Source organism: Parageobacillus caldoxylosilyticus (genome assembly GCF_019272935.1).
GTDB lineage: Bacteria > Bacillota > Bacilli > Bacillales > Anoxybacillaceae > Saccharococcus > Saccharococcus caldoxylosilyticus.
This window is the reverse complement of the sequence record NZ_CP040553.1, coordinates 3,018,408-3,036,267: the sequence shown is the minus strand read 5'-3', so window position 1 is coordinate 3,036,267 and position 17,860 is coordinate 3,018,408. Positions and strand designations below refer to the sequence as shown.

The following is a 17,860-nucleotide window of genomic DNA, read 5'->3' as shown; positions in this document are numbered from 1 at the left end:
GCTTGTTCCAGCCTCCTCCCGTTATTGCTGCTTCTCCCGCTCCCGTTTGACAATGCAAGCGGCAATTTGCCCGCCGTGAAAGCGGCCGTTTTCAATAAAAATCTCATTGGCATCATTGCCGGCGGCGATGACGCCGGCAATGAAAATGCCAGGGACGTTCGTTTCCATCGTTTCGGGATTATAAAGCGGCCGCCCCGTTTCAGGGTCGACTTCCACTCCCATTTTCTTTAAAAATTCATGGTCAGGATGATATCCCGTCATCGCAAAGACAAAATCGTTTTTGATTTTTTTCGTTTCTCCTTCTACTTCGTAAATGACAGCATCTTCAGTAATTTCCTTTACATGAGCGTTAAACTCCATTTTAATGATACCTTTGCGCACGAGAGAATCGAACTCCGGCAAAACCCAAGGTTTAATGCTTGGCGAATAGCCGCTTCCCCGGTACAAAACCGTGACGCGCGCCCCCGCTTTGACGAGCTCAAGCGCTGCATCAACACTCGAGTTTTTTCCGCCGATGACCACGCAGTCGGTATTGAAATATGGATGCGCTTCTTTAAAATAGTGTGTCACTTTCGGCAAATCTTCCCCCGGCACGTTCATATAGTTTGGGTGGTCATAATATCCTGTCGCCACAATGACATATTCAGCACGGTATAGTCCTTTTGTCGTGCTTACAAGGAACGTTCCATCTTTTTGTTTTTCTACTTGCTTCACTTCCTCAAACGTTTGCACGCGCACTTGCTTTCGCGCGACTACTTCGCGGTAATAGGCAAGCGCTTGATTGCGCTTTGGCTTCCGATTTTCCGTAATAAACGGCACGCCGCCGATTTCGAGGCGGTCGCTCGTGCTAAAAAAGGTTTGATGAGTTGGAAATCGATAAATGGAATGGACAATATTTCCTTTTTCTATCACTAACGGACGATAACCGACATCTTGTAAAGCAATCGCTGCAGCAAGCCCGCAAGGCCCCCCGCCGACAATAATGATCTTTTCTTCTTTCACCATGCCCTTCACTCCTTATAGCATCAAAAAATCCCCTATCATATGATAGGGGATTTTTTGGCATGTTGCAAATAAGTTAATTCATCTTTATTATACCCAGCCACGGAAACGGCACGCTTCCGCCATTTTGCGGACGCCGACCATATAAGCGGCCAAACGCATATCGACACGGCGTGTTTGCGCCATTTCGTATACGTTATTGAACGCTTTCACCATGACTTTTTCTAACCGCTCTTCCACTTCTTCTTCCGTCCAATAATATCCTTGATTGTTTTGCACCCATTCGAAATACGAAACCGTTACGCCACCCGCGCTCGCCAATACGTCCGGGACAAGCAAAATGCCTCGTTTTGTTAAAATTTCCGTTGCCTCTAACGTCGTCGGGCCATTGGCCGCCTCCACGACGATGCTCGCTTTAATATTCGGTGCATTCTCTTCCGTAATTTGATTTTCAATCGCTGCCGGCACTAAAATATCGCAGTCGAGCTCCAACAGCTCTTTATTCGTAATCGTATTTTTAAATAATTTCGTTACCGTGCCAAAGCTGTCGCGGCGCTCGAGCAAATAATCGATATCCAAACCGTTCGGATCATAAAGCGCTCCGTATACATCGGAAATACCGATAACTTTCGCGCCGGCATCATGCATAAATTTCGCCAAAAAGCTGCCCGCATTTCCAAAGCCCTGGATGACAACGCGGGCGCCTTTTAAATCAATGCCGCGTTTTTTCGCCGCTTCGCGAATGCAAATCGTCACTCCTTTTGCTGTTGCCGTTTCACGGCCGTGAGATCCACCTAGCACTAACGGTTTTCCTGTAATAAATCCAGGAGAGTTAAATTCGTCAATGCGGCTATATTCGTCCATCATCCATGCCATAATTTGCGAGTTCGTAAAGACATCTGGTGCAGGAATGTCTTTTGTCGGACCAACGATTTGGCTAATCGCACGAACATAACCGCGGCTTAACCGCTCTAATTCACGGAATGACATCGTACGCGGATCACAGACAATTCCACCTTTTCCACCGCCATACGGCAAATCGACAATGCCGCATTTTAGGCTCATCCAAATAGATAGCGCTTTCACTTCACGCTCCGTGACGTTTGGATGGAAACGAACCCCTCCTTTAGTTGGACCAACCGCATCATTATGCTGGGCTCGGTAGCCGGTAAAAATTTTCACCGTACCGTCATCCATGCGCACCGGAATTCTCACTGTCAGCATGCGAATCGGCTCTTTTAGCAACTCGTATACTTCTTCCGGATATCCCAGCTTTTCCAGAGCTCTATGTATAACGATTTGCGTTGCTGCTAATACGTCATATTCTTTTTCTTTCTGTTCTTTTTCTTCGCTGGTATGCTTATCGGCTACCATACGTAAACCTCCTATAAGTTCACTCTGATATTTGATATTGTCGCCTTCCATGTCATAGTATACACCTTCTTACTATTTATGCAAAGGAAAAAAAATAAAATGGCAAACGATTTATGGCTATTTATAACTATTTCCATCTTTATTATGTTTATATGCTGTTTTTTCCTTATTATATGGCGGCTTTTCTTGCCCTTGAACAACAGAGCCGAGGTAAAAAAAACCAGACTCCTTGTCCACATGAAGGAGTCTGGTCATGCGTTAACGTGCCGGAAAATAATGAACGAGTTGTTCAATCGCTCGATGCTCGATTAGTTTTTTGCCATATTCCTGCACACGATGTATCGTTATCGTCGAGGGGCTGCCGAACTCCGCCAACAAAGCGACAAAGTTATCAACCGGAATAGGAGGTTCTTCCGCAACATGCAAGTAAAATCGGTCTTGGTAAGAATAAAGCGTTCCGTCTAAACAACCGATCGCATAGAGACGATGAGCAAGCTGAATGACATCTTCAAACGTTTGAAATTCGTAAAATATGTCATCGCTCTCATCGAGCGTTACTTGCATTTCAATGTAATCGTCGGCAAATTCTTCCTCCATTTCATCGTATTCGCCCTCGCTTGTTACGATAACAACCATTCCCTGTGCCGGTAAAGAGTATACTTCCACCGCGATCGATCCGTTTACTTCAAAGCCAAGCTCTTCGCTTGCCTCCTCAATCATATCGCGAAACAATTGATGAACTTTAAACGTATCTTTCCATAAATCGTCTTTCGTTAAACCGCGATCCATCAAATCATCAAACGTAAGGAAAATTTTAATTTTATTGTGGGTTAAGCGTTCAAGACGCATCAACACCCCTCCTTACCTACACAGCCATCTCTTATGTTTATTGTATGAAATAATTCATAAATGGTTCGTTGTTATTATTAATGAGTTTACATCGTTTTCCGTCATTTAGACAAGCATTTTTTCTTTATCTTCTTCTTTCCATGAACGAATGGTGATCAAATTCGTTTCCGCAGGCGCTCCAAGGCGAAGCGGAATGGTTGTCGTCCCGTATCCGTTACTGACAAAAACGGCAGTGCCGTTCACACTTTTTAAACCACCTTTTTCATAGAGCCCAAACGAAAAGAAACGAATTTGCCCTCCATGCGTATGACCGCTGATCACAAGCGAAATACGATGTTCGGGACGAAGACGCCCGACAATTTTCGGATTATGCGAAGCAAGGATGCGGAAGGCATTCTCATCCACCCCTTGAAGCGCTTTGTCTAATCTTGCGCGCCGTTTGCTCATATCCTCCACTCCAATGAGGGCAAGCTTCTCCCCATCCCGGGATTGCAGCATCACAGCACTATTTTCCAATATATGCACTCCTTCCTCGAGCAAAAGCGAGTGCAAATCATATTCCGCTTCATAATCATTATTCCCCCAAATAAAATAAACCGGTCCAATCATTTTTAAGCGGCGAATATTTTCCTTGACACGCGCAGCGGGCACCCCTTTTTCCGTAAGGTCCCCGCCGACTAAAACAATATCCGCCTTTCCTTTGATCTCCTCCACAATTTTTTTCGCCAATATCCGCCGATGAAGGTCGGAAATAAAAAAAATGGAAAACGCCCGAAAACTACTTGGAAACTGAGGAAAGGTCAACTCAATGTGAACAACGCGGTTTCGATGCGCTTCCCACCACATATAAGCCAATATACAGAAAAAAGAAAAAAAGACGATCCAAACCAAGTATAATGCCCCCTATAAATTTCGATGATATTGCCGAGAACGATCCAAATCCATCGATATCATACCATAAATAAAGGAGAAAATAAAAAATAAAACAGCCAGCTTTCTTTCCCATTGAAATAACCAATAAAAGGTCGCTATCCCTCCACAGCAAACAAACCATTCCATCCAGAGTACCCGCTTTCCCTGCAGGCATAACACAATTCCTTCGATGACGGTGCGAATCACTACCGCATTTGCCAAAAAACCAATAAAAAAGCAGGTCAGCGCCAAAAACGTCCGCAAAGGATTAAAAATAAGCTCGGTGATAAAAAGGGTGAAATCAAACGGAGTCAATGGCGGCATCCAATGAATCAGCAAATATCCGCATAAAAATCCAACCATCACACACAACAGACGAACCCACATACCATTTCCCCCCTCCCTCTTCTACATGTATTCACGAAAAAGGGAGGCATGAGTAAAATGTTGCAGTCATAAATATAGACTGAAGTTTTATAAAAAGGAGGTTTTTTATGTTCACCACACGAAAGCAATATGAACCCTATGTAAGCCCATTTGATCCTTGTCCGCCAATTCGCGTCAAAACATATGTCACCGCGCCGAACCAATATGTCGGATTTCAACCGCCTAACTTGCCGCAATTCCCTTTGCATGAAGCATTGAAAAAAGGTACCCTCTGGAAAATTTTTTATGATCCATATTACGGTCCTTACGAAATGAAAACTAAAGGTGATGGACAATGAAGCAGGTGCCACAAGAATACTATGAACTTTTAGAGCAGCTCCAAGCAGTTGATTTTGCCCTCGTCGACTTAACGTTATACCTCGACACCCATCCTACCGACTACCAAGCGATCCAGCAATTTAACCAGCTTGCGCAAAAACGGAAACAGCTAAAGAAACAGTTTGAGTCCTGTTATGGTCCACTGCAACAATATGGAAACAGCTATTCCAACTATCCGTGGAATTGGAATGATTCTCCTTGGCCTTGGCAAGTATAGCAACGCCACTCGCTGTAAAAGGAGGAAATGATAATGTGGATTTATGAAAAAAAATTGCAATATCCCGTTCGTGTCAGCACGTGCAACCCAAAACTGGCGAAATATTTAATTGAACAGTATGGAGGGGCGGATGGAGAACTCGCTGCCGCGCTTCGTTATTTAAATCAACGCTACACCATTCCTGATAAAGTAATGGGTTTACTCACAGATATTGGAACAGAGGAATTGGCTCATTTGGAAATGATTGCAACAATGGTATACAAACTAACAAAAGACGCCACTCTAGAACAGCTGAAAGAAGCAGGTCTCGACGCACACTATGTCGATCATGACCGCGCTTTATTTTATCATAATGCCGCCGGCGTTCCGTTTACGGCGACATACATTCAAGCGAAGGGAGATCCGATTACCGATTTGTATGAAGATATCGCTGCCGAAGAAAAAGCGAGGGCAACCTATCAATGGATTATTAATATGAGCGATGATCCAGATTTAAACGATGGGCTTCGTTTTTTACGCGAACGTGAAATCATTCACGCTCAACGTTTTCGCGAAGCAGTCGAAATTTTAAAAGAAGAGCGTGACCGGAAGAAATTTTTCTAATCGGAAAATAGCTGAATGGGAGTACCATTCAGCTATTTTCATAATACAAATTAATATCGTACTCCTTTTTCATCATTTCAAACAGTTTATGCCGCTCTTTCCATTGCTGTTCATCTTTCCATAAATCGATGCTTTTTTGAATGATTTCGCAACGAAGGGAATGAAATTCCTCTTCCGCTTTATCACATTTTCCTTTGTAATATAAAACGGCCCAATACGAGGTAAACAGCAGTAACAATATATATAAATGCACCGTTTTTCCCAAAAATCCGTTGATCAGCTCCGTCCATGTGCCGCTTGGAAAAATTAAATAAAATAAAATGTAGATGGAAAACAGCGCGAACCCGCCGAAAGTAACGAGCTGCAAGGAAAAAACTTTTTTCTTCAGCCGTTCCCATTTTTGTTTTTTTTCAATCACTCCAATCAGCATTTGCCTTGTCACTTCATCTATCGGCACATGCTCGAGAAAATTTCCCATCATTCCATCCCCTCGATTTTTCCTCCACCCTTTCTTATTATAAACGTATGTACGAGCCTGCTTCGTTAGAACGAAAAAACGACCGTTTGTCTATCTCTCTATTTTTCCACATCTGTCAACGGAATTTGCAATACTTGTCCTTGATGGAGCTTTGCATTTTGCAAATGATTCCATTTTTTTATGATTTCCATTCCGCGATCGCTCTGATAATATTTCATCGCAATACTGTATAGCGTTTCATTTTCCTGCACGATATGTGTGATTACTTTTTTTCTTGTTTCTTTTTTGTTTTTCTTTAATGCAGGCTGATTTTGTGCCCTTGTTGTTGAACTGCTCGACTCGGTCGTTCCCTTCTTCACTGGATCAATATCAACTAATTCATAACTGCCTGTTTCGCTGCGGGTGACAACCGTCACCGTTTTTGAGTCTTGATTCGCATAATAAATGCTTAACATCGAAATCGGCAGCAAAATGAAAAACAGTACTAACAAACGTATGAGCGGATATTTCAGCTTCCACTTCTTTTTCTTTTCCCGCTTTCTTGTCTTCTTCTGTCGACGCACCTCGCTGCGCGATGGAAGCGGCAGCCCGTCTTCTTTTGCCGGCTTATTTTTTGGCTGCGCCAATTCCCGCAATACTTCCGCTTGATCTTCGATACGCTGCTCACTCACTCACGATTACCCCCGTTTTGTTTCCTTTCGCGCACATAATGGAGACGAATATCTACCGCTAAAATAAAATCGATCAGAAAATGGGCAAAAATCGTTGCCCACAGGCTTTTAGTCCACTCATAAATACATCCGAGAAAAAAGCTTAACAGCACTACCATCACAAACAAAAACCATTTTTCTAAATAGCGGATGTGCAACAAGGCGAACACCGTGCTGGCGACAAACAGGCCGAAATATGTCTGGATGACGCCGCGAAACAGCCACTCTTCGCTGAAAGCGATCAATAAACATAAAAAAAAGATATGCGGAATCGAGCGGCTACGGAAAATTTTTTCATTAATTCCCCCGTCATCCTGCCATTGTTTCGGCAAATAGCGCATCGCCAAAAAATCAAGCGCTAACACGAGGGCGGCGCTTCCCCCGCCATAGGCAATCACCGCAGCCAAATCAAACTGCCAAATTCGCCGCAACGTCGAAAGATCAAAAAGAAAAAATGCGATCACGACGGACGCGACAATTAGCAATAATTGCGTCAAATATAAATGGAGCAGTACTTCGCGATCGCTCATCATTTGGATTTGTTCACTTTGCCGCTTCATGTTTCACTACGCCTCGCTTTAAAAGAAAATACGCTGCAATTCGACCCGCCAACCAAGGAAACGGGTAGGGTGTTTTTCCTCGTTCGTACGCAAGTAGCCGTCTAATGACAGCCCGCAACAATCACAGCACTGCTCCGGCTTGTCCGTCAGGGTCTGCCCAAAGGCCTGGACAATCGCCTCCCGCCGGCAGGAACGGCGAAAAATCCATTTTTCCATTTCCTTTAACTTTTTCCGCTTCCATTGCCGGCGTAGTTCGATGTTCTTTGTTACTTTTCCATATAGGCGGTCAATTTCTTGCTTGGCAAGCGGCCGGTTGGAAGAAAAAACCCCTTCTTTTTCCAAAAAGTACGTAAAAATCCGCTTCTGGACGTCCGTAAACAGACACATATCCATGTATTGCTCGACATCATCTCGGGAAGCGCCATATAATAAATTTTCACACAGCTGTTTCACCTGCGCGTCGTCCGGCAGTTCCGCTTCCATTAGCGATTGTATCATGCCATCGTCCCCATTGGTATATAGTAAAATCGCAATGCTCTTTTCTCCGTCGCGCCCCGCCCTGCCGATTTCTTGAAGGTATGCTTCCATTTGGCCGGGCATATGAAAATGAAGAACAAAGCGGATATTTTCTTTATTGACTCCCATGCCAAACGCAGCCGTGCAGCATACGATGTCTAACTGGCCGCGTAAAAACTGCTGCTGCACCAGCATCCGCTGTTCGGCATCCATGCCTGCATGATAATACGCCACCCGCTCGATTCCTTCCTGCTGCAGTTGGCGCGCCATCGTTTCTGTCCATTGCCGGCTCGAAAAATAAATGATTCCAGGGCCTTGAAGACGCTTGACATAGTCGAGCAAGCGGTCCACTTTTTCGGAAAGTGAGCTCAGCTTTTCTACCTTGATTGCGATATTCGGACGGTCGACGGAATGAATATGGCAGCGCAGCGGAGAAAGCTGCAAAATATCGATAATATCATTCATCACTTCCGGAGGCGCCGTAGCTGTCAATGCGAGGCACGGCGGCGACCCAAGCTGGCGCCGGATCTCCCCTAACTTTAAAAAATCAGGACGGAAATCATATCCCCACTGAGAAATGCAGTGAGCTTCATCGACGACAAATAAAGAAATAGGAGTATTCGTTAAGGCAATAAGCAGCCGCTCCGACTGCAGCATTTCTGGAGAGACATAAATAAAGCGAAACTGGTCGAGCTGCTCAAGCGCCCGCCACTTTTCCCTTGTTTCTAAAAAACTATTAAAGGCAATGGCCCGCTTTTCCCCACGCTCCCGCAGCTGCCGCACTTGATCTTCCATGAGCGAAACAAGCGGGGAAATGATCAAGACGCTGCCTGGCAATAAATAGGCCGGAAGCTGATAGCAAAGCGATTTTCCTCCGCCCGTCGGCAGCATCGCCAACACATCATATCCGCGCAAAAGATCTTCGATAATCTCCTGCTGTCCTTTGCGGAACGAAGAATAGCCGAACTTTTTCTGAAGCAGTTGCGTTAACGTCACCACATTTCCCCTTCCTTTGCCAATACGAGGCGGATTTCAAAATAGCTGACGTCGTCACCGATCGCATCGCGAATCCGCTTTAATTTGCGGGTCTTGAGCTTTCGCGCCGTCTCGATAATTTTCGCCGCCTTTTTTTCATGCACAAACGGCGCGATTGAAAACTGTGGAATATTGGCGGCAATTTCCACGACATGATCTTCAATCGTGCTTCTTTTTAAACGGCGCAGCCGCGCAATTTCGCCGAGCGGTTTCCCGCGCAACAGCCATTCATACGTTTTTTGTGCGGACAGCGTCAGTGGTATAGGCAATGACAATCCGTGCATTAATTCATATAAAATAGAGGAGCGGTCCGCTTCTGCTGACGCCATCATGTAATGAAGCACATTTTGAAATTGAAACTGAACGCATACGCGATCTTTTTGCAAATACGATGCAATTTGTTCGTTCGTCCAGCCGATTCGCGCATAACTCGTCAAACGCAAGGTAAACACCGTCGCCTCTTCCTCGGAAACGTCATCGAGAAGACGGTATAGCTCCCCATAAAGCGTTTCTGCTAATGTTCGCACCGTTCTTCGCTGTGATAGTAAATAGCGCTTCACCCACATCAATGTTTTTTCATGGCGGTGAATCGGCTCAAAACTGGTGTGGTGAAGGAGGTTCGATAATGTTTGCACAAGCAGGGACAAACGGTACCAAAACCATTTTTCCAAGTCGTGATAGCGCCATCCATTGAGATGCGTCGGAAAAAATGTCCGCTGCAGCTGTTCATCCAGCCATCTTTTTCCTTTTTCTGTCAATATATAAGCGCGATTTTGCACAGGGACAATCAAGCCGTTTTCGAACAACGACTGTGCTGCTGCCTCGATCTCGCTGAACGTAATATCTTTCCATACGCCAAAAAACGGCGCAAGCTGAAACCATTTACTGTCCTGCAGCGTTTGCGCTGATTTTTTTCCGGAAAATAAGTGATAGACCGCCGCCAACGACCTTTCGCCGTTGAAGCGGTGCAGACAAAACGACAGCAAAAACGCAGCATATCCGTCTTTCATGTCAGCTGCTCCTTTATGCAAATCTACATTATATTGTAACAGAATTACCTGCCTTGTTTCGCGCATAAAGTTTTTCTGTTTAGAAAGAATGCATAATAGGCAAAGTAGACACCGTTTATATATTAAAAACGCAGATGTGACATTTTTATATTGAAAAGTTGCTGAAACAGCCTTATTATAAAATTGAAAGTTCATTTCCGAGTATAGAACACGGAGATGAATCGTCCGTTTCGAATAGAACTTGGGGAGGTTTTTATCATGCCAAAATATACGATTGTGGATAAGGAAACATGTATCGCCTGCGGAGCGTGCGGCGCGGCGGCTCCAGACATTTACGACTACGATGAAGACGGCATCGCCTACGTTACTTTAGATGATAATCAAGGCATCGTAGAAGTTCCGGAAATTCTGATCGACGACATGATGGACGCCTACGAAGGCTGCCCAACCGAGTCGATTAAAGTCGCCGACGAGCCGTTTGACGGAGACCCAAATAAATTTGATTGATAAACATACACCCTCTTGCCAACAATGCAAGAGGGGTTTATTTATGTTTCGCCGAGAATGTTGATTGGTCAATAAAATCAAGCGAAATGGATGCAAAAGCTGCTTTTCCGCGGGCAAATGCATTTGCCGGCCGGCGTTCTCGTCCATCTGTTGCGACAGAAAAGCGTGAATCGTCTGAACTGCTTTTCACCGCAACATGAAATATTTGCAAGCAATGGATCATCCACATTCACGTGTTTGCGAACGGCCTATTTCTGTAGTTGCTACCCTTTACCATCTATTCTATAATAGAAACGCATACATAATTTAAAGGAGGAACGTGTTGTGGCATTCGAAAATAAAGTGGTTGAAGCATTTATCGAAATTCCGGCAGGAAGCCAAAACAAGTACGAATTCGACAAAGAACGGGGCATTTTCAAACTAGACCGCGTCCTGTACTCACCGATGTTTTATCCAGCAGAATACGGATATTTGCAAAACACGCTCGCTTTAGACGGCGACCCGCTCGATATTTTAGTCATCACCACCAACCCAACGTTCCCTGGCTGCGTGATTGACACACGTGTCATCGGTTATTTAAACATGGTTGACAGCGGCGAAGAAGATGCAAAGCTGATCGGCGTTCCGGTTGAAGATCCGCGTTTCGACGAAATCCGCAGCATTGAAGATCTTCCGCAGCACAAATTAAAAGAAATCGCCCATTTCTTTGAGCGTTATAAAGATTTGCAAGGAAAACGGACGGAAATCGGCACATGGGAAGGTCCGGAAGCTGCTGCCAAATTAATTGAAGAATGCATCGCCCGCTACAACGAACAAAAAAATAAATAAACAAAACAGCGCCCAAGTTTCCATAACGGCTTGGGCGCATTTTATTAAGCAAAATCCGAACATTCGATGATAAAAACGTTTACATTGGTATGACTTCTTTTCATATCATTGACAGAAAGCGCTTTAGTATGGTAAATTATCAGAAATTTAAAATTCTTGAATAAGAAAGGAGCACATCGACGTGTTTCGCATTTTAGTTTCCGACGCAATTAACGAAGAAGGATTAGCCCCACTACGAAAATCCGAACAAATTGAAATCGTGCAAAAAAATGTCAGTGAAGCAGAAAACGAACTGCATGAATTTGATGCCTTGCTCGTTCGCAGCGCGACAAAAGTGACAGAAGAACTGCTTTCAAAAATGCCGAACTTAAAAATTATCGGCCGCGCCGGCGTCGGGGTTGACAATATTGATGTAGAAGCGGCGACAAAGCGCGGGATTGTCGTCATTAACGCGCCAAATGGAAATACGATTTCCGCCGCCGAACACACTTTTGCAATGATGGCCGCGCTCGTACGCCACATTCCGCAGGCGCATATTTCGGTCAAATCGCGGGAATGGAATCGCTCCGCGTTTGTTGGCATGGAGCTGAAAGGAAAACATTTAGGCATCATCGGATTCGGCCGCATCGGCTCTGAAGTAGCGAAACGTGCACGCGCCTTTGGCATGACCGTGCACGTGTACGATCCGTTTTTAACGAAAGAACGCGCCGAAAAACTCGGTGTGTCGATTCATACGCTCGATGAGGTGCTCGCTTGCGCCGACATTATTACCGTGCACACTCCGCTGACAAAAGAAACAAAAGGACTTCTCGGCGAGAAAAATTTGGCAAAAACGAAAAAAGGCGTGTATCTCATCAACTGTGCCCGCGGCGGCATTATTGACGAAAAGGCTCTCATTCCGTTTTTGCAAAATGGCCATGTGGCAGGGGTCGCCCTCGATGTCTTTGAACAAGAACCGCCGGGAGACCATCCATTATTGTCGTTTGATAATGTGATCGTCACTCCGCATCTTGGCGCTTCCACTGTCGAAGCGCAATTAAATGTCGCTACTCAAGTTGCCGAGGAAATATTACAGTTTTTAGAAGGAAAACCGGTTACATCTTCTATTAATCTGCCAGCCTTGTCCAAAGACGTATACGAGAAAATTCAAGCATTCTACCATTTAGCGAAGAAGATGGGCATGATTGCCTCACAATATATGAATATTCCGGTTCAAGAACTGTCCGTTACGTATGCAGGAACCGTCGCCGATTTAGAAACGACTTATATCACGCGCAGTCTGCTCGCTGGATTTTTACGGCCGCGTGTCGCTTCGACGGTCAACGAAGTGAACGCCGCCATGATCGCAAAGGAACGGGGAATTACGTACGGCGAAAAGTTTTCTGACGAAACACACGGCTATGCCAACTGCATCTCCCTTACCGTTCATGGCGAAAATAGAACATTTACGATCAAAGGCACGCACATTCCAAACTACGGCGACCGCATCGTCCACTTTGACGGATTTACGATTGATTTTGCGCCGGAAGGACATCTCCTTTACATTCAACACCAAGACCGCCCGGGGATGATCGGAAAAGTCGGAAACGTGCTTGGCGAACATCAAGTAAACATCGCCACGATGCAAGTCGGACGACAAGAAGCGGGCGGCAGAGCGATTATGTTGCTTTCGCTAGATAAGCCAATTGATGATGCTGTTATGCAAAAATTAACCGAAATCGAAGATATTGACACCGTAAAAAGATTAGAAGTGTAAAACAAAAAAGGAATGGGCACGACCCCATTCCTTTTTTGTGTGATCACCGCTTTTATCCTAGCGGCACCGCCTTCCGTTCCCCCTTATGAAACGTCATCAACTCCGTATAACCGACACTTCTCGCAAGCGCAATCGCTTTGTCGTAATCTGCCCCTACATGCTCAGGGACATGCGCATCGGAGGAAAGCACAATTGGGATGCCTTTATCGTAGCACATTTGCAATAGCCGTTTATCCGGGTATAGCTCGCCAACCGGTTTCCGCAGCCCTGCTGTGCTGATTTCGACGCATGTTTTCGAGTTTGCCAGCGCGGTTGTCGCGCGATCGTATTGCTCGAGCAAAAATTCTTCATCTTCTGGAACGTATTTAAATATTTTGACCAAATCCAGATGACCGATAATATCGAATAAATTGGACTCAGCCAAGGTGACAACTTGGTCAAAATATTTGCGGTATGTATCGTATAGATCCCTGCGTTCCCATTCTTGACGGTACTCTGCCAAATCAATGCCAAAATCATCAACCCAATGAATTGAACCGATCACATAATCAAACTCATAAGATTGGATAAATTGCGCCATTTCTTCATGTTTTCCCGGCGTATAATCCATTTCAATGGACATTTTTACGTCAATTCCGGCATCCCACGCTTCATGGAACAGCCGGACATAGTCATCCATATCATAGTAACGGCGCGCGTCGACCCATGGATTGGATAAAATATTTTTTGTTTGGTAAAAATGGTAGGCATGTTCCGATATGCCAAAATGCTGAATTCCCTTTCTTGCTGCTTCATCCGTAAATTGCCGCAAATATTCGAGGGTCAGCGTTCCCCGCTCAAGATGATTGTGATAATCGGTTAACATGTTTCTCTCTCCTCCCTCTACGTTTCTATCATTATATCGCATAGAGATGAGGAGGACAACGGTTTTGCGAATTTTCGCACATTCACCCCGCCATACCAACCATAAATAGCAAACGAATGCAGGCAGCCATGCCTGCCACGACAAGCAAACGTCTCATCACATCTCCCATCATCCGTTCCTCCCTTTCGTTATCATTCCGCCATATATTGTATTATGTGAGAAAAGCGGCAAATAGAACGTTGCCATTGCTACATTAACAAAATTGTAACAAAAAACGCTTCCTTTTTATTGGGCAGATGCATATACTGTAATCGGATTTGGACCAACGGGTACGGCGATTTTTTTCCCAAACATATACGGGCCAATTTGCTTGACTCCCCCGCCTTTAAATGTAACGGTGCGAAAGCCGAACTCTTTCGCCGTAAGCAAAATCGCCTCCATCATCCATTGAATCGATGGCAGTCCGTTTAGCTTGGAATCTTCCGTAAACTGGATCACGACATGATCATTCTGCACGCTCACCTTCTTAATGCGAACTCCTTTTGGGACAGTGGAGCGCAACGGCCCACCTCCATCTTTTTTCATCTGTTTTAATGCTTCTAAAAACGTCGAAACATGCTGCGGCGACGGAACAAGAAACACAGAATGCGTCGAACCGGACCAATATAAATAATACGCCCGCTTCTTATTCGGAATTTCCACTTCCTTTATATATCCTTTATGATGAAACGCCATTCCTTCCTTCTTTTCGGTAAAAAAACGGACTTTCTTTCCACCCATCCAGCGAATCGTTTCTTCAACGCTGGCAAGAAACAATGATTCACCCATCGATCCTTCGGAAAAAACTGGATGTTGTTTTGACACCCGGACCAGCCAGACTCGATTGCTTTCACGAGAAGGGGCAATCGTGACACCATTAAGCAGCCGCTTTGATAACCCCCATTTTTGTTCATCAATTTGTGATTTGGCCATTTTGAGCTGCTCAGCCGCTTGTTCATATTTTTTTACCGGAACGCTAATGGGAATGATGATTTGCGACTGTTGATCAGGGATTCCTACTACGACAATATCTTGATCATTCAATGCATCTTTGGTCACAATGCGCGATAAAAACGAATCGTGCTCCCTAGCAGACAAAAGCGTTTGGCTCTCCTTTGCCGGCTGTTCCGCCTGTAGCGTTATCATATGCCGATCTAACTTCTCAGAGCTTTTTTCCGGACGTTGTGTGAATGGAAGGCTAGGTGCATAGATCGCCACCACAGACACCGCCGCAACGACGGAAATCAGTGATGGAAGAAACCAGGCTTTCCAGCGTGCCGTTTTTCTTGCTTTGATTAATTGTTGATATATTTCTTCCTTCGAACGATGATCTTTAATCATCGGCATCTGCTGTAGCGTATGCTCAAGGCATTCGTCATTCCACCGAAACTTTTTCACGCTGTCCTCTTCCTTTCTCCATTTCTTCTTCCATATACTTTTTCAACACTTTCAACGCCCGGTGCTGCGTCGTTTTGACTTTGCTCTCCGTCCATCCTAACGCCTCCGCTGTCTCCGTAATCGACAGCGATTGGATAAAGCGAAGCACGATAACAAGCTGCTGATCGATCGTACAACGTTCTAAACAGCGGTACATTAGCTGAATCTCCTCTTTTTGAATCGCGATTTCCTCCGGCAGCGGCTGTCCATCACCAAGCTGTTCTTCACTCCAATCTAATTTTCCTAATTTCTGCTGTCGGCTTTTTTGTTTGCGGAAAAAATCGATCGCCACATGGCGCGCAATCGACAGCAACCATGTTTTTTCACTGCTTTCCCCTTTAAACCGCTTATAAGAACGCAGTACTTTTATGTATACTTCCTGAACGAGATCTTCTGTCTGCTCTCGATTTCGTACCATATAAAATAAAAAATTAAAAATATCATCATGATACTTTTCGTACAACTCCTCAAAGACGGAGTCCATCCTTTCTCCTCCCATTCTACTTCATTTGTCGCCGCGACAAATCGTTTCGTTACAATCATGATAAAATTTCCACGTGAAAAAAGGAAGAATATTGCAAAATATTCTTCCTTCTTTTCTCTTCCATTTTACTAATCTATGAAGAGCGGAAAAAATAAACTTTTGGCAATCTTTTTGACTTCCTCTTCCACACAAGGATGGTAACTAATTAATATAGCGGTAGACGGACCGGCAGAAGCAAAAAGGGGCAGCTTGCAGGAACATGATGAGAAAGCAAGGCCGTTTGCCTGTAGCAATTGCTGCAGTTCGTAATAAATTCCTTTTGAACCAATCGGGACAATTTCATAAATACACGTTTGTCTCAATAATGCTTGAAATAACGAAAGAGAGAGAACTCGTTCATTGCGCTTCAACACTTCATCACCGACAAGAGGCTCGCCGATTACCGCAAATTTTGCGTCTTTTGGTGTTATTCCGACCCGTTTCCGCTCTGTTTGCACCGTACCAACAACCGTTATGCCAACAGCGGACTGAAGCGTTGGAAAATTCGTTTCACTGCTCCCGATGACCGGAATGTCTATATGTAATTCTTGACACGTCCTGCGAATGCCATTGCAAAGTGTTTCCCACGCTTCATCATGCACAAAATTTTGCAGTACCACGGCATGCAGCTTTGCTCCAACACTCAATACTTCCATGAATGCAACGCGCGCAGCGAAATACGCAACGACATCATATGGAGCGTGTACAATATCCTTCTCTTTCTCTCCAATAGCTGCCGAACCATCCGTCGCAACCACTAACTCTGTGCCATCGTAAAAAGGTACAAACAATACATCACGCACGTGGCATCTTCTCCGATTCCATGATTGTCAATTTCCAAAGCACCGGAATAACGAGAGATGAAACGATGATGTTCGCAGCCGTCGCAGCCGTCAAAGAAGGAATAATCGCCAAAACAAACGCTTTTCCCATCCATAAAGCAAATGGAAGCGGCGCTAAAAAGGCGTTGCCAACAAAGAAAAAGAAAAAAGCAGCCTTTTTCCATTTATGTTGATATAGCCAAGCAAATCCATATACAAGCGCTGCCATTTCCACAGCGACTAGCAAATGAAACGCTCCTAACGGAAACCCTGCAAAAAACGCTGATATGAAATGACCAAACGCGGCAACGAGAGCGCCGCTGTTCGCTCCAAGAATCGCTGCCGCAACAAGTGCTGGAGCGCTATCCAATGCAATGCTGCCAAGCGAAGTTGGCAGCTTCAATAACGAACCGATCACCGATAAACTAATCAACACGATTGTCGCGGCAAATCGTTTCCGGCTTCCTATCATTTTTTCTCCTCCTTATCGCGAAACACGATGGCGCTCCGCTCATATTCGACGTCTTTTACTCCCAAACGCGCGTTAATGACACGGGCAACAGCAAAAAAGTAATCAGATAGACGATTCACATATTGCAATACAATTTCATTAACCGGCTCCGCTTTGCTCAAAGACACGATGCACCGTTCCGCTCTTCTTGTTACCGTACGGGCAACATGGAGCGCCGCTGCAGCCGGGGAGCCGCCAGGTAAAATAAATTTTTCAAGCGGCGGAGCTTCTTTCACATATTCATCGATACGCGTTTCCAAAAAGGCTACCATATCCGCCGTTACTTTATACGGAAGCTTTCCATTCACAATGGACAAGTCGCCGCCGCAATCAAATAATTCATGTTGAATTTTTTGCAATTCAGCGTAAATATCTTGAAATTTCTCCTCATCTAACAGTGTCATCGCCTGCCCGACAAATGAATTTACTTCATCTAACGTACCGTACGCCTCCACGCGCAGATGGTCTTTATCGACACGTCCGCCGATTAAACTCGTTTTCCCTTTGTCACCTGTTCTCGTATATAGCCTCATATCGTTTCT

At 44.8% G+C, this 17,860-nt stretch carries 23 protein-coding genes; 6 read left to right on the top strand and 17 right to left on the bottom strand.

The genetic code is table 11. The annotated features are described in order from the left end of the window. Window positions 1–21: 21 nt before the first annotated feature. From BV455_RS15640 to BV455_RS15620, 5 genes are all read right to left on the bottom strand, one after another. A complete protein-coding gene (locus BV455_RS15640; protein WP_026078478.1) occupies window positions 22–1,002 on the bottom strand; it encodes a YpdA family putative bacillithiol disulfide reductase in 981 nt (326 codons plus the stop codon). A gap of 90 nt (window positions 1,003–1,092) precedes the next feature. After that, window positions 1,093–2,376 (bottom strand): Glu/Leu/Phe/Val family dehydrogenase, encoded by a 1,284-nt coding sequence (locus BV455_RS15635; protein ID WP_061579939.1) that lies wholly within the window; start codon window positions 2,374–2,376, stop codon window positions 1,093–1,095. Between the two features lie 258 nt (window positions 2,377–2,634). Beyond that, window positions 2,635–3,225, bottom strand: a complete 591-nt coding sequence (locus tag BV455_RS15630; RefSeq protein WP_017435355.1) for a genetic competence negative regulator — start codon at window positions 3,223–3,225, stop codon at window positions 2,635–2,637. A 105-nt stretch (window positions 3,226–3,330) separates the two neighbouring features. Continuing rightward, window positions 3,331–4,116, bottom strand: a complete 786-nt coding sequence (locus BV455_RS15625) for a metallophosphoesterase (protein WP_017435354.1) — start codon at window positions 4,114–4,116, stop codon at window positions 3,331–3,333. 12 nt (window positions 4,117–4,128) lie between these two features. Continuing rightward, entirely contained in the window at window positions 4,129–4,524 is a 396-nt protein-coding gene (locus BV455_RS15620) for a hypothetical protein (protein WP_218687381.1), read from the bottom strand. A gap of 107 nt (window positions 4,525–4,631) precedes the next feature. Between BV455_RS15620 and BV455_RS15615 the strand changes: the two genes are divergently transcribed. Genes BV455_RS15615 through BV455_RS15605 form a run of 3 tightly spaced genes read left to right on the top strand, consistent with a single transcriptional unit; the run spans window position 4,632 to window position 5,722 of the window. After that, entirely contained in the window at window positions 4,632–4,862 is a 231-nt protein-coding gene (locus tag BV455_RS15615; protein WP_017435352.1) for a spore coat associated protein CotJA, read from the top strand. Next, the gene (locus BV455_RS15610) at window positions 4,859–5,119 is read left to right on the top strand and encodes a spore coat protein CotJB (protein ID WP_017435351.1); all 261 of its coding nucleotides are present in this window, start codon (window positions 4,859–4,861) and stop codon (window positions 5,117–5,119) included. The genes BV455_RS15615 and BV455_RS15610 overlap by 4 nt, the downstream gene beginning before the upstream one ends. A gap of 33 nt (window positions 5,120–5,152) precedes the next feature. Then, window positions 5,153–5,722, top strand: a complete 570-nt coding sequence (locus BV455_RS15605) for a manganese catalase family protein (protein WP_017435350.1) — start codon at window positions 5,153–5,155, stop codon at window positions 5,720–5,722. 28 nt (window positions 5,723–5,750) lie between these two features. Here BV455_RS15605 and BV455_RS15600 read toward each other — a convergent pair whose 3' ends face one another. From BV455_RS15600 to BV455_RS15580, 5 genes are all read right to left on the bottom strand, one after another. Beyond that, entirely contained in the window at window positions 5,751–6,200 is a 450-nt protein-coding gene (locus tag BV455_RS15600) for a YpbF family protein (protein ID WP_017435349.1), read from the bottom strand. Between the two features lie 98 nt (window positions 6,201–6,298). Further along, window positions 6,299–6,871 (bottom strand): LysM peptidoglycan-binding domain-containing protein, encoded by a 573-nt coding sequence (locus BV455_RS15595; RefSeq protein ID WP_017435348.1) that lies wholly within the window; start codon window positions 6,869–6,871, stop codon window positions 6,299–6,301. Further along, window positions 6,868–7,470: a CPBP family intramembrane glutamic endopeptidase gene (locus tag BV455_RS15590; protein WP_017435347.1), complete on the bottom strand. Its 603-nt coding sequence runs from the start codon at window positions 7,468–7,470 to the stop codon at window positions 6,868–6,870. The genes BV455_RS15595 and BV455_RS15590 overlap by 4 nt, the downstream gene beginning before the upstream one ends. Before the next feature lie 18 nt (window positions 7,471–7,488). Further along, entirely contained in the window at window positions 7,489–8,985 is a 1,497-nt protein-coding gene (locus tag BV455_RS15585) for a RecQ family ATP-dependent DNA helicase (protein ID WP_033313725.1), read from the bottom strand. Beyond that, window positions 8,979–10,031: a YpbB family protein gene (locus tag BV455_RS15580; protein WP_042410944.1), complete on the bottom strand. Its 1,053-nt coding sequence runs from the start codon at window positions 10,029–10,031 to the stop codon at window positions 8,979–8,981. The genes BV455_RS15585 and BV455_RS15580 overlap by 7 nt, the downstream gene beginning before the upstream one ends. A 258-nt stretch (window positions 10,032–10,289) precedes the next feature. Between BV455_RS15580 and BV455_RS15575 the strand changes: the two genes are divergently transcribed. Next, window positions 10,290–10,538, top strand: coding sequence for a ferredoxin (locus BV455_RS15575; protein WP_003249499.1), 249 nt, complete (start codon window positions 10,290–10,292; stop codon window positions 10,536–10,538). Between the two features lie 37 nt (window positions 10,539–10,575). On the opposite strand, the gene BV455_RS15570 is transcribed toward BV455_RS15575, so the two are convergent. Beyond that, window positions 10,576–10,749, bottom strand: a complete 174-nt coding sequence (locus tag BV455_RS15570) for a hypothetical protein (RefSeq protein WP_190977357.1) — start codon at window positions 10,747–10,749, stop codon at window positions 10,576–10,578. Between the two features lie 113 nt (window positions 10,750–10,862). On the opposite strand from BV455_RS15570, the gene BV455_RS15565 reads away from it, so the two are divergent. Continuing rightward, window positions 10,863–11,366: an inorganic diphosphatase gene (locus BV455_RS15565; RefSeq protein ID WP_017435343.1), complete on the top strand. Its 504-nt coding sequence runs from the start codon at window positions 10,863–10,865 to the stop codon at window positions 11,364–11,366. Between the two features lie 181 nt (window positions 11,367–11,547). Further along, complete coding sequence (gene serA, locus BV455_RS15560) at window positions 11,548–13,122, top strand: phosphoglycerate dehydrogenase (protein ID WP_042410946.1); 1,575 nt, start codon at window positions 11,548–11,550, stop codon at window positions 13,120–13,122. A gap of 52 nt (window positions 13,123–13,174) precedes the next feature. On the opposite strand, the gene BV455_RS15555 is transcribed toward serA, so the two are convergent. The 6 genes from BV455_RS15555 to BV455_RS15530 form a co-directional block, all read right to left on the bottom strand. Beyond that, the gene (locus BV455_RS15555) at window positions 13,175–13,987 is read right to left on the bottom strand and encodes a histidinol-phosphatase (protein WP_017435341.1); all 813 of its coding nucleotides are present in this window, start codon (window positions 13,985–13,987) and stop codon (window positions 13,175–13,177) included. A 285-nt stretch (window positions 13,988–14,272) separates the two neighbouring features. After that, a complete protein-coding gene (locus tag BV455_RS15550; RefSeq protein WP_218687380.1) occupies window positions 14,273–15,424 on the bottom strand; it encodes a GerMN domain-containing protein in 1,152 nt (383 codons plus the stop codon). Continuing rightward, entirely contained in the window at window positions 15,402–15,947 is a 546-nt protein-coding gene (sigX, locus tag BV455_RS15545; protein WP_042410950.1) for an RNA polymerase sigma factor SigX, read from the bottom strand. Before sigX ends, BV455_RS15550 begins: the two co-directional genes overlap by 23 nt. Before the next feature lie 128 nt (window positions 15,948–16,075). Continuing rightward, a complete protein-coding gene (locus BV455_RS15540; protein ID WP_042410957.1) occupies window positions 16,076–16,789 on the bottom strand; it encodes an AIR synthase related protein in 714 nt (237 codons plus the stop codon). Beyond that, window positions 16,782–17,279: an ECF transporter S component gene (locus BV455_RS15535; protein ID WP_017435336.1), complete on the bottom strand. Its 498-nt coding sequence runs from the start codon at window positions 17,277–17,279 to the stop codon at window positions 16,782–16,784. The genes BV455_RS15540 and BV455_RS15535 overlap by 8 nt, the downstream gene beginning before the upstream one ends. Beyond that, window positions 17,276–17,851 (bottom strand): cob(I)yrinic acid a,c-diamide adenosyltransferase, encoded by a 576-nt coding sequence (locus BV455_RS15530; RefSeq protein WP_017435335.1) that lies wholly within the window; start codon window positions 17,849–17,851, stop codon window positions 17,276–17,278. Before BV455_RS15530 ends, BV455_RS15535 begins: the two co-directional genes overlap by 4 nt. Window positions 17,852–17,860 lie beyond the last annotated feature (9 nt).

What these genes read in the sequence shown, in the direction of transcription:
- BV455_RS15635 (WP_061579939.1), bottom strand. Translation starts at nt 2,376, where the DNA reads ATGGTAGCCGATAAGCATACCAGCGAAGAAAAAGAACAGAAAGAAAAA.
- BV455_RS15630 (WP_017435355.1), bottom strand. Translation starts at nt 3,225, where the DNA reads ATGCGTCTTGAACGCTTAACCCACAATAAAATTAAAATTTTCCTTACG.
- BV455_RS15620 (WP_218687381.1), bottom strand. Translation starts at nt 4,524, where the DNA reads ATGTGGGTTCGTCTGTTGTGTGTGATGGTTGGATTTTTATGCGGATAT.
- BV455_RS15615 (WP_017435352.1), top strand. Translation starts at nt 4,632, where the DNA reads ATGTTCACCACACGAAAGCAATATGAACCCTATGTAAGCCCATTTGAT.
- BV455_RS15610 (WP_017435351.1), top strand. Translation starts at nt 4,859, where the DNA reads ATGAAGCAGGTGCCACAAGAATACTATGAACTTTTAGAGCAGCTCCAA.
- BV455_RS15605 (WP_017435350.1), top strand. Translation starts at nt 5,153, where the DNA reads ATGTGGATTTATGAAAAAAAATTGCAATATCCCGTTCGTGTCAGCACG.
- BV455_RS15600 (WP_017435349.1), bottom strand. Translation starts at nt 6,200, where the DNA reads ATGGGAAATTTTCTCGAGCATGTGCCGATAGATGAAGTGACAAGGCAA.
- BV455_RS15590 (WP_017435347.1), bottom strand. Translation starts at nt 7,470, where the DNA reads ATGAAGCGGCAAAGTGAACAAATCCAAATGATGAGCGATCGCGAAGTA.
- BV455_RS15580 (WP_042410944.1), bottom strand. Translation starts at nt 10,031, where the DNA reads ATGAAAGACGGATATGCTGCGTTTTTGCTGTCGTTTTGTCTGCACCGC.
- BV455_RS15575 (WP_003249499.1), top strand. Translation starts at nt 10,290, where the DNA reads ATGCCAAAATATACGATTGTGGATAAGGAAACATGTATCGCCTGCGGA.
- BV455_RS15555 (WP_017435341.1), bottom strand. Translation starts at nt 13,987, where the DNA reads ATGTTAACCGATTATCACAATCATCTTGAGCGGGGAACGCTGACCCTC.
- sigX (WP_042410950.1), bottom strand. Translation starts at nt 15,947, where the DNA reads ATGGACTCCGTCTTTGAGGAGTTGTACGAAAAGTATCATGATGATATT.
- BV455_RS15535 (WP_017435336.1), bottom strand. Translation starts at nt 17,279, where the DNA reads ATGATAGGAAGCCGGAAACGATTTGCCGCGACAATCGTGTTGATTAGT.
- BV455_RS15530 (WP_017435335.1), bottom strand. Translation starts at nt 17,851, where the DNA reads ATGAGGCTATATACGAGAACAGGTGACAAAGGGAAAACGAGTTTAATC.